This is a genomic window from Pedobacter nyackensis, from assembly GCF_032678475.1.
GTDB classification, from domain to species: domain Bacteria; phylum Bacteroidota; class Bacteroidia; order Sphingobacteriales; family Sphingobacteriaceae; genus Pedobacter; species Pedobacter nyackensis_A.
Window position 1 is genome coordinate 88,539 of the sequence record NZ_JAVTSF010000008.1, and the last position, 10,851, is coordinate 99,389.

8 protein-coding genes are annotated in these 10,851 nt (G+C 38.6%); 6 read left to right on the top strand and 2 right to left on the bottom strand.

All coding sequences use genetic code 11. From position 1 onward, the window contains the following. Positions 1–137: 137 nt before the first annotated feature. The 4 genes from R2Q84_RS21995 (at position 138) to R2Q84_RS22010 (ending at position 3,958) form a co-directional block, all read left to right on the top strand. Entirely contained in the window at positions 138–872 is a 735-nt protein-coding gene (locus tag R2Q84_RS21995) for an ABC transporter permease (RefSeq protein ID WP_316818757.1), read from the top strand. Continuing rightward, positions 869–1,621: an ABC transporter ATP-binding protein gene (locus tag R2Q84_RS22000; protein ID WP_316818758.1), complete on the top strand. Its 753-nt coding sequence runs from the start codon at positions 869–871 to the stop codon at positions 1,619–1,621. Before R2Q84_RS21995 ends, R2Q84_RS22000 begins: the two co-directional genes overlap by 4 nt. 12 nt (positions 1,622–1,633) lie before the next feature. Next, positions 1,634–2,515: a class I SAM-dependent methyltransferase gene (locus tag R2Q84_RS22005; RefSeq protein WP_316818759.1), complete on the top strand. Its 882-nt coding sequence runs from the start codon at positions 1,634–1,636 to the stop codon at positions 2,513–2,515. Between the two features lie 390 nt (positions 2,516–2,905). Beyond that, complete coding sequence (locus tag R2Q84_RS22010; protein WP_316818760.1) at positions 2,906–3,958, top strand: hypothetical protein; 1,053 nt, start codon at positions 2,906–2,908, stop codon at positions 3,956–3,958. 305 nt (positions 3,959–4,263) lie between these two features. On the opposite strand, the gene R2Q84_RS22015 is transcribed toward R2Q84_RS22010, so the two are convergent. Beyond that, on the bottom strand, positions 4,264–4,740 hold the full coding sequence (locus R2Q84_RS22015; RefSeq protein WP_316818761.1) for a DUF6702 family protein: 477 nt from the start codon (positions 4,738–4,740) through the stop codon (positions 4,264–4,266). Between the two features lie 63 nt (positions 4,741–4,803). On the opposite strand from R2Q84_RS22015, the gene R2Q84_RS22020 reads away from it, so the two are divergent. Continuing rightward, positions 4,804–5,391: a HupE/UreJ family protein gene (locus R2Q84_RS22020; protein WP_316818762.1), complete on the top strand. Its 588-nt coding sequence runs from the start codon at positions 4,804–4,806 to the stop codon at positions 5,389–5,391. A 24-nt stretch (positions 5,392–5,415) separates the two neighbouring features. Next, positions 5,416–7,479, top strand: a complete 2,064-nt coding sequence (locus tag R2Q84_RS22025; RefSeq protein WP_316818763.1) for a M1 family metallopeptidase — start codon at positions 5,416–5,418, stop codon at positions 7,477–7,479. 61 nt (positions 7,480–7,540) lie between these two features. On the opposite strand, the gene R2Q84_RS22030 is transcribed toward R2Q84_RS22025, so the two are convergent. Then, positions 7,541–10,660 carry a DNA gyrase/topoisomerase IV subunit A gene (locus tag R2Q84_RS22030; protein ID WP_316818764.1) on the bottom strand — a complete coding sequence of 1,040 codons (3,120 nt, stop codon included), beginning with the start codon at positions 10,658–10,660 and terminating at the stop codon, positions 7,541–7,543. Between the last annotated feature and the right edge of the window lie 191 nt (positions 10,661–10,851).

Here is a 10,851-nt window from a genome sequence, read left to right on the forward strand (position 1 = left end):
AAAAGGCCATCACTCAAAAACTTTGTGGCAAAAGATTTGTCAGAAATCCGTTTGTACAAGCAAACTCATCGGGTTTCAACTTTTTATTGTTTCTTTGTATTAATATTGCGTAAATACCACAGTTAATTTTTCATTGCATGAATTTCACCAATTTTGGCAGATACCTCCTTTTACTTAAGGCCGTATTTAGAAGACCTGAAAAATTTAAAATATACCTGCAGGCCATCTTTAAGCAAATGGACTTTATTGGTGTTGGCTCTTTAGGGCTAATTGCCATCATATCTACTTTTATTGGCGCTGTAATGACATTACAAATTGCTTTCCAATTGGTTAGTGACTTCATTCCTAAAACAATTATTGGTTCCGTTAACCGCGATTCAAGCATCCTGGAACTTAGTCCAACCATTAGTGCTATTGTACTTGCAGGTAAAATTGGCTCAGCTATTTCTTCAGAAATTGGCACCATGCGCGTAAGCGAGCAGATTGATGCGCTGGAAATTATGGGTATCAATTCACCGGGCTATCTCATCCTCCCTAAAATTATCGCAGGCATTACCATGGTACCTTTATTGGTTATTATGTCTATGTTTTTAAGTATTACAGGGGGGTATATTGGCGGAACTTTATCAGGTGCTGTTACTCCTGCTGAGTATATCCAGGGTATTACTACTGATTTTAATCCCTATACCATCGTTGTTGCTTTAGTTAAAGCTTTTGTATTTGGTTTTATTATTACCTCTGTACCTGCATACGAAGGTTTCTATGTAAAAGGAGGAGCATTAGAAGTTGCGCAGGCAAGCACAAGAGCTGTTGTAGTAAGTTGCATCTCTATCCTTGCATGTGATTACATTGTAACCCAGTTATTGCTATGATCGAAATCAAAGACATCTATAAATCTTTTGGCGACAACGAAGTACTAAAAGGTATATCTGGTAAGTTTGAAGCCGGGGTAACAAATTTGATCATTGGAGGCTCAGGTTCCGGGAAAACTACATTATTGAAATGCATGATCGGCTTACACCATCCTGAAAAAGGCAATGTAGAGTATGATGGTCGGGAATTCACTGCAATGAACTTCGAAGAAAAGATCGAAATCAGGAAAGAGATCGGCATGCTTTTTCAGGGATCAGCATTATTTGATTCCATGACTGTTGAAGAAAACATCATGTTTCCATTGAACATGTTTACCGAGCAAAGCCGTAAAGAAAAACTGGAAAGGGTAAACTTTTGTCTTGAACGGGTAAACCTGGAGGGCAAAAACAAACTATATCCTGCGGAACTTTCCGGCGGAATGAAAAAACGGGTAGGCATTGCCCGCGCCATTGCTATGAACCCGAAGTATTTATTTGTGGATGAGCCGAACTCTGGCCTCGATCCTAAGACATCAATTGTTATTGATGAGCTAATCAAGGAAATAACAGAAGAATACAATACCACTACAATTGTAGTTACCCATGATATGAACTCGGTAATGGGTATTGGCGATTACATACTTTTCCTTCACGAGGGCAAGAAATTCTGGGAAGGCTCTAATAAAGAAATCGCCCACACTGATGTTCAAGAACTAAATGACTTTGTTTTTGCGAGCCGCTTTATGAAGGCTGCAAAAGGAAAATTTTAATATATTCATTTTATGATAAGCCTGCTTACCCCCACTCACTGGAAAGATTATGAGTTAATTGATTGTGGTGATTTTGAAAAATTAGAACGCTTTGGCAATTTAATATTGTCCAGACCAGAACCTCAAGCGGTCTGGAAAAAAACATTGTCCGACCAGGAATGGAAAAAGCAAACACATATTCGCTTTAAAGGCCGCTCTGCGACGTCAGGAGAATGGATTAAGAGCGCTAACCAGATTCCTGATAGATGGAATGTAGAATACACCAATGATGATGTAACGATTAACCTGCGCTTAGGTCTTACTTCTTTTAAACATGTGGGTGTATTTCCTGAACAGGCTGTAAACTGGGACTATATTTCTTCTTGCATCAAAAAATTTAAAACACGAAGTCCAAAAGTATTAAACCTATTTGCTTATACTGGTGCAGCGTCTTTAATCGCTAAAGCAGCTGGAGCAGATACAACCCACGTAGATTCCATAAAACAGGTTGTAAACTGGGCAAATGAGAATCAGGAGCTATCTAAATTGAAAGATGTGCGCTGGGTTGTAGAAGATGCGCTTAAGTTTGTAAAAAGAGAGCTGAAAAGAGGGAAAAAATATAATGGTATTATTTTAGATCCGCCGGCATTTGGACATGGACCTAATGGCGAAAAGTGGAAACTGGAAGACCATATTCAGGAAATGATGCAGGATGTGGTTCAGTTATTGGATGAACAGGAGCATTTTTTAATTCTAAACACCTATTCACTAGGGTTCTCTTCTGTTATCGTGGAGAACTTGATCAAAACCTCTTTCCCCCAGGTAAGAAATCTGGAAACAGGTGAACTTTATTTACAGGCAACATCTGGTATTAAATTACCACTCGGTGTTTTTGGGAAATTCAACAGTTTCTAAAATAAGGTGCCGCACACTCAAACCGGCACCTTTTCTTTAAACACACTCACCCAGTAACACCTTACTGATCAAGTTTCTTTTATTGGTTGTCTTTTAAAAGGAGCTTCCGGAGGGCTCCGGAAGCATATCCTTATCAACTAAACTAAACCAAATAGTACTTTTATATCGTTTAGAAATGATTAATACATCTCTATTAAATCTTCGTTTCCTATTCTCATTTAAAATATTCCAATAGCACTGTTTAGAATCGTTTTAAATAACACTGCGAGTATAACAACTTATTTAGAATAATTCCAAACAATATTAAAATAAATTTAAAGAATACCTTTGTCCCTGCTTTTTTATTCCTTTTAAGATGGCTATACTTGCATAATTTAAATTATATACCCTATGAAAATACCTCACCTGGCAGGCATTCTTTTAATCAGTACAGCAACAATGGCCTTATTGACCAGCTGTGCTTCTGATACAAAAAACGCTAAAGGACAAGTTAAAGTAACTGCTAGCGGTGATACCGTTGCTGTTGAAACGGAAACAGCAGATACAACCAGGCAACCAGTAGACACCGCCAAGTACAACGCACTACTTACCAAACTGGCAAACGGAGATACAACTGGTAAATGGCCGGTAAAAAATCAACCTTATCCACTGGCTGGAGCAATCCTTCCTTTCAAAAGAATTGTAGTTTATTACGGAAATTTACACTCTAAAAAAATGGGTGCTCTTGGTGAGTATGCGCCTAAAGAGATGTGGAGTAAATTAAATAAAGAGATTAAACATTGGGAAAAAGTCGATCCTGCAACTCCTGTTCAGGCTGGACTGCATTATATAGCAGCTGTAGCTAGCGGAACACCAGGCAAAGATGGAAAATACATCAATCGAATGGCTAACAGTCAAATTGATTCTGTATTGGCTATTGCTAAAATGCGTCCAAACACTATCGTTTTCTTAGATTTACAGGTTGCTTTGAGCAACATTAAAGCAGAATTACCGCATATTGAAAAGTACCTGCAGTTACCCTATGTACATTTAGGTATTGACCCGGAGTTCTCTATGAAAGATGGTTCATTACCAGGTCGTAAAATTGGAACTTACGATGCTGTAGATATCAATTATGTATCTCAATACCTTGCTGATATGGTCAAGAAACATAACCTACCTCCTAAAGTATTTGTTATACACCGTTTCACAAAAAAAATGGTCAGCAATTATCAGAATATCAAACTTCGTCCGGAAGTCCAGGTTGTTATGCACATGGATGGATGGGGTGAACCAGAACTTAAAAAAGGTACATATCGTCACTTTATCTATTCTGAGCCCGTTCAGTTTACAGGATTCAAACTATTCTATAAAAATGACCTGAAGAAAGCGCCGAACAGATTAATGACACCTGAAGAGCTAATGAAGTTAAAACCGGCACCGATTTATATTCAGTACCAGTAAAACAAAATACTTTCCAGTGAAGGGGTATATCACTATCATGATATACCCCTTTTTTATTTATTGAGCAATTAAATCTGGCCTTGCCTTTGGTTAGGTTGTACCTTACATAAAGGTTTGGTGCACATTCCTTGCACCTTTCTTCGGAAAAAAGTACCTTTTTCCGAAGAAATCCCGACCAAACCTGCTCCAAATCCTTATTCAACCCAAGCCGTGTATAGATCTGAAATGGCTTTACACCAGTCCTGGATTTACTTGACATCGTCCTGAATGGAACTTATAAATCAATCGGGAAAACGCTTAGTCTGTTAATAAGTAAAAACGGCTGCTTTCTTAGGATTATCCAGCTTTGTACTTTTTCGTTTTCCGTTTACTGTGGCGTGAATCATGTTACTTTGCGATGAATGCTGTTCAAAAAGTATATCATTTTCGACCCCCAGTTGTTTAATCCCTTTTACTTTTACAGTTTCGAAATAACACCAGGCTGCATCTTCCTCTATTTCATAGCCCAGATATTTTAGATCAAGAGGCTTCCCATTTGCACTAATGTTCAAATGAGTTTTAATATAAGCAGCAATCAGCTCATCCACCTCTCTTCGGTTAGCAGGCTTCAATATGTTCACTTTTGTCTGATATTTTTTTTCGAGGGCCTTTTCAAAATCATCAAAAAAGATTCTAACACTAACTTGTACAGTGCCTGTAGTTTTATTATGTACAATATCAGTTACACTTACATAAAAAGGATGAAATATATTTAACCAAAAAAGTAAGAATAGTCGTGACATTTTGCTTTATTAATTTAAATGAGGATATTGCTGTTATAATTAGCTAATTTACTATTTTATTCAATGCAAGACTTCTCCCTTTATTTTCAATTAGGATGGCAACATATTTTAGACTGGCAGGGATACGATCACATTTTATTTGTAATTGCACTTTGTGGAACCTATACTATAGCGGATTGGAAAAAGGTTCTGATCCTCGTAACCGCTTTTACTGTAGGCCATAGTGTTACCCTTGCCTTAAGCATCTTTAAAGTGATTACCGTAAATACGTCTTTAATTGAATTTCTAATCCCGGTTACCATTGTAATTACGGCCTTATCAAACATCGTTAGTAAAAGGCAGAAACCCAAGGCCCAAAGATTTAAATATACAGCAGCTTTATTTTTTGGGTTGATACATGGTTTAGGATTTTCCAATTACCTGAAAAGCCTGTTGGGAAAAAGCAGCAGCATAACAGCCGAACTTTTTGCCTTTAATATCGGATTAGAGTTTGGTCAGGTTTTAATTGTTGCCGGAATTCTGGTTATATCGTTTTTCCTGATCTGGATTATAAAAATCAAGCAATGGGATTATAATTTCTTTCTTTCATCCGCTATATTTGGAATATCGTTTGTAATGGCTGCCGAAAGATTTCCAGCATTAATAACGTAAATAACTACAAACACCAAACTATTCATGAATAAAAGCTTCTTGTTTTTTATTGCACTAATATTTAGTGCGAATGCATTCAGCCAACATATAAACAATCCTGGTTCCAACCATGGCAATAAGTTTGAACAATTGGGCACTATCATTTCTGATCCTAATATGTATAGATCAGCATCCGGGGCCCCCGGCCCTGCCTACTGGCAACAACGTGCAGATTACGAGATTGATGCTGAACTGGATGAAAAGAACCTGCAGCTAAATGGCTCAGAAACGATCACCTATTACAATAACTCTCCTGATCCATTAAGTTATTTATGGGTACAGCTTGACGAGAACCAACACAAAGCAAGCAGCGACAACAAACTCACTGAAAGAAGTAAGTTAAATGAGCAGATGAGCGAAAAAACGTTATCTGACATTATTAACCCGGAGAACAAGCTTGGGGTTCAAATATTAAAAGTTACCGACGAGAAAGGAACAGCTTTACCATACATCATTAACAATACGATGATGCGTATAGACTTGCCTTTTGTATTACAGCCTAAACAAAAATATAAGCTTAAAATAACCTGGAATTACAATATTGCCAATCGTATGGTTGAAGGCGGCAGAGGTGGCTATGAATATTTTGCCGCAGACGACAACTACATCTTTACTATGACGCAATGGTTTCCAAGAATGGCAGTTTATTCTGACTTCCAGGGCTGGCAAAACAAGCAATTCGAAGGAAGAGGTGAATTTGCCCTTGCATTTGGCAATTATAAAGTAAACATGACTGTTCCTGCAGATCATATATTAGGTGCAACAGGCGAATGTCAGAATTATAACCAGGTATTAAATGCAGAGCATTTAAAAAGATGGAATGCGGCGCAAACAGCAAAAGAACCGATAGAGATTGTAAACCTTTCTGAGATAAAATCGGCCTTAACAACAAAATCATCCGCAAAAAAAACATGGATTTATACGGCTGAAAATGTAAGGGATTTTGCCTGGGTATCATCACGTAGATTAGTCTGGGATGCCATGGCAACCCATATCAATGGAAAAAAGATCATGTCCATGTCTTATTACGGACCAGAAGCCTACCCACTTTACAACAAGTACTCTACCAAAGTTGTGGACCACACTTTAAGAGAATATTCTAAACATACCATACCTTATCCGTATCCGGTGGCGATTTCCGTTGAGGCCGCCAATGGTATGGAATACCCTATGATTTGTTTTAATTATGGTCGTGCAGAAAAAGATGGCACCTACTCAGATGCCATTAAATATGGCATGATCAGTGTAATTATACATGAAGTAGGCCACAACTTCTTTCCAATGATTGTTAACTCCGATGAACGTCAGTGGTCATGGATGGATGAAGGCCTGAATACTTTTTGCCAATATCTGGCTGAAAAAACCTGGGACCCAAACTACCCATCACAACGTGGGCCTGCACATAAAATTACAGACTACATGAAGATGCCAAAGGATCAGTTAGAACCCATTATGACGAACTCCGAAAACATCATCAACTTTGGCCCGAATGCATATGCAAAGCCTGCCACAGCTTTAAATATTTTAAGGGAAACTGTAATGGGCAAAGAACTATTTGATTACGCATTTAAAGAATACGCAAAACGATGGGCATTCAAACACCCTACTCCTGCTGACTTTTTTAGAACTATGGAAGATGCATCAGCCGTTGACCTGGACTGGTTTTGGAGAGGCTGGTTTTTCACAACGGATCCTGTTGACATTGCGATAAATAATGTACGCTATACACAGATCAAATCGGCCGACAGTAAAGCACCAGGTAATTTTTACGAGTTGGACTTTTCTAACGTAGGTGGATTGGTGATGCCAATTGTGATTGAATGGACATTTGCTGACGGCAGCAAAGAGGTAGACCGCATTCCTGCTTATATCTGGCGGAAAGATGAAAACAAGCTAACGAAAGTGTTTGCTAAAGCTAAAGAGGTTACCTCCGTACAAATAGATCCTTATCGTGAAACTGCTGATATAGATGAAAGCAACAATATCTGGCCAAGAAAAAACCAACCTTCAAGATTTGAGTTGTTTAAACAACAACAATTGCCGCGCTAATTGTTAACAGGCACCTGTCAGAAACAATCAGCGTAGCGTTTGTAAGCTTCAAAAGTTAGGGTTAAAAGAACCCTAACTGACCTTTGTCATCTATTTTAATGTCGTCAGGATTAGTGATTTCAAAATCTACTTTCTTAACGGGTTTTTCTTCCTTTTTAGGCTCTTCTTTTTCAGGTTCTGCCTTTTCCGGTTCAACTGCAGGAGATTCAACGGGCGTAGACTCTTCAGCAGCTGGCTTAGCCGCTGGTGCAGGTGCAGCTTTCTCTGTAGCCGGACTTCCCCATGCCTTCTTAGGCTTTTCAGGCGCTAAAGGCTTCTCCACAATCGGATCTTCCCTATCCCTATCAGCTGTAGATGCTTCGATAGGCGACTGAGGCTCAGCAGGGACACCAGCAACCGCTTTTACCGAAGGCTTAACTTCAAAAGCTTTCTTTGGTTTCGGAGTAGGTTTTTCCTCAACTGATACTGGAGTTTCAGTTTCAACAGTATCGGCATCTACATTTGCTTCAGGCAAAGGAACTTCTTCTTCATCTGCGTCTTTACTTAATGCAGGATCAACGAGTTCATCTTCGTGTGCATCAGGAACTATCGTTTCCTCATCTTGAACCAACTCGTCACCAGTTTCAGCATTTGTCTCTTCAGTTTCTGAAGTGCTGGCCTTAACTTCTAATTCGGGTTCTATTTCTTTATTATTGGAAATGGTAATATTCTTCACATCGTGAGCGGTAAGCCTGTTTCCATTCGCTTTAATTCCTTTCACGTCAATAAACTCTGCCAGTACAATTTCAAGTGTCTCTGGTATCTGAGTTTTACCTTTCAATACATCAACGGTAAGAACAGCTGCCGGATTACTGGTCAGATACAAAAACTTAGAACCACTTTCTTCACTGATAAGGCTTAATTTCTTACCCACGCCAATAGTTTCGAATAGGAACCGTTTTATAAAATAGTTTTTAGCCTTACCTTCATATTGTACTACAGCAAAAGGTTTCTCAGGATCAAACTTCTGAATCAATATCAGATCTGCATCAAAGTGGTTGCTCAGTTCAAAAGTACTTAGTTCATACCAGCCATCTTTATGTACCTGTAAAATCTTGTCATCGCCGTCAAACTCACCCAGATATTTACCTCTACCGTCTACGTTCAGTCTTCTTAAAAGATCATCATACCAGATTTTTAATCCAGACAATGTAGATACTCCTTTACTTTTCAGCAGGATCTTTTTAATTGGATATTTAGAGACTATATTTCCCTGTGAGCCACGTCCTTTGATAGCGATTTCAGCAAAGTCCAGATCAAACTGCAACTTCTTTAATTTAGTATGTGGTTTAAGCTGTACCGTTACAATTTCAGCTTCCCCGTTAGGATTAGCGGTAAAATACAACACTTTCGAGCCTTTACTACCTTTTGTTAAATCGTATTCTTTATCGCGGGTAACCCCTACCACAGCAAAACGCTTGATATAGGAAACGCCACTTGCACCATCCTTGTAAATCATGTTATAAATGGTACGTTCATCTCCTTTTTTAAATACCTGGGCATGCAGAATACCTTTACCGACAAAGGTTTTATCAGCTACTTTGGTAATGATACATTTCCCATCTTCTCTAAAGACAATAACCTCGTCGATATCCGAACAATCGGCAACAAATTCATCCTTACGCAAACCGGTTCCAATAAAACCATCCTCGCGGTTCAGATATAACTTTACGTTAGCCAGTGCAACTTTAGATGCTTCTACTCTATCGAATAAACGGATCTCTGTTTTACGTTCCCTTCCTTTACCATACTTGTCTTTCAGTTTTTGAAACCAGGCAATAGCATATTCAGTAAGATGACGTAAATGGTTTTTAACCACTTTTATTTCGTCCGAAAGCGCTTTCATCTGATCATCCGCTTTTTTAACATCAAAGCGGGTAATGCTACTCATTGGTTTATCAATAAGTTTTTTAAAATCTTCCGGTAGTATTTCTCTATACAGATCTGGCTTAAATGGATCAAACAATCTATTTAAGACCTCCACAACGATCTCAAAATTACCTGAGTTTTCGTATTCGGCATTTTTGTACATACCTTCCTGGATGAAGATCTTCAACAGTGAACTGAAAAATATCTTTTCCTGAAGCTCATGCAGTTTTATTTCCAGTTCCTGCTTTAACAAAGCTTTAGTGTGCAATACATTCTGTATCAGAATATCATTTACACTCAAAAACTGTGGTTTCTCGTCTTTAATGATACAGGTATTCGGAGAAATTGAAACTTCGCAGGAGGTAAATGCATACAAAGCATCAATGGTTACATCCGGTGAAATACCCGGTGCGAGTTGAATGACAATTTCCACATGTGCAGCGGTATTGTCTTCAATCTTCTTGATTTTGATTTTACCCTTATCATTGGCAGATAAAATGCTATCAATAACTGAACCCGTGGTGGTGCTGTAAGGAATTTCGGTAATAACCAGCGTCTTCTTATCCTTTTCGGTGATTTTCGCCCTTACACGAATCTTTCCACCGCGCATCCCCTCATTATAGGCTGAAAAATCCGCCATACCACCGGTAAAGAAATCTGGCAAAATATTAGGCCTTTGCCCTTGTAACGCTTCAATAGAAGCATCCAGTAATTCAACAAAATTATGGGGCATTACCTTAGTCGCTAAACCAACGGCAATCCCTTCCGCTCCCTGCGCAAGCAACAGGGGAAATTTAACAGGTAAAGTAACGGGTTCATTGTTACGCCCGTCATAACTTAATTGCCATACTGTAGTATCTCCATTGAAGACTACTTCATTAGCAAATTTAGACAAACGGGCCTCGATATACCGGGGTGCAGCAGCGTTGTCACCAGTAATTGGATCGCCCCAGTTACCCTGACAATCAATCAATAAGTCTTTCTGACCAATTTGTACCATTGCATCGCCAATAGAAGCATCACCATGTGGATGGTACTTCATTGTATTCCCGATCACATTGGCGGCCTTATTAAAACGTCCATCATCCATCTCTTTCAGAGAATGCATAATGCGTCGCTGTACCGGTTTCAAACCATCGTTGATGTGTGGCACAGCGCGATCCAGAATTACATAGGAAGCATAATCGAGGAACCAGTTTTCGTAAAGTCCATTGATGGGAATTACAGTATGTTTGTTTTCTTCGTTTATGTTGTTTTCTATTTCTTCGCTCATCAAAAAAGGATTGTTATGCTGTAAATATAAGGGTTGAAAACGAAATTTTAAGAACAGAGTTTTGAACAGTTCTTAGTTGATGGAATATTCTTTCCGAAAGTAGAAAAATCCCTGTTTTCGACTACAAAGTTATAAAACATCCAAGTTTGTTTATACTTTTAAACAATTAATTCAATAGATTGTAGTATATT

What these genes read in the sequence shown, in the direction of transcription:
- R2Q84_RS21995 (WP_316818757.1), top strand. Translation starts at nt 138, where the DNA reads ATGAATTTCACCAATTTTGGCAGATACCTCCTTTTACTTAAGGCCGTA.
- R2Q84_RS22010 (WP_316818760.1), top strand. Translation starts at nt 2,906, where the DNA reads ATGAAAATACCTCACCTGGCAGGCATTCTTTTAATCAGTACAGCAACA.
- R2Q84_RS22000 (WP_316818758.1), top strand. Translation starts at nt 869, where the DNA reads ATGATCGAAATCAAAGACATCTATAAATCTTTTGGCGACAACGAAGTA.
- R2Q84_RS22025 (WP_316818763.1), top strand. Translation starts at nt 5,416, where the DNA reads ATGAATAAAAGCTTCTTGTTTTTTATTGCACTAATATTTAGTGCGAAT.
- R2Q84_RS22020 (WP_316818762.1), top strand. Translation starts at nt 4,804, where the DNA reads ATGCAAGACTTCTCCCTTTATTTTCAATTAGGATGGCAACATATTTTA.
- R2Q84_RS22005 (WP_316818759.1), top strand. Translation starts at nt 1,634, where the DNA reads ATGATAAGCCTGCTTACCCCCACTCACTGGAAAGATTATGAGTTAATT.
- R2Q84_RS22030 (WP_316818764.1), bottom strand. Translation starts at nt 10,660, where the DNA reads ATGAGCGAAGAAATAGAAAACAACATAAACGAAGAAAACAAACATACT.
- R2Q84_RS22015 (WP_316818761.1), bottom strand. Translation starts at nt 4,740, where the DNA reads ATGTCACGACTATTCTTACTTTTTTGGTTAAATATATTTCATCCTTTT.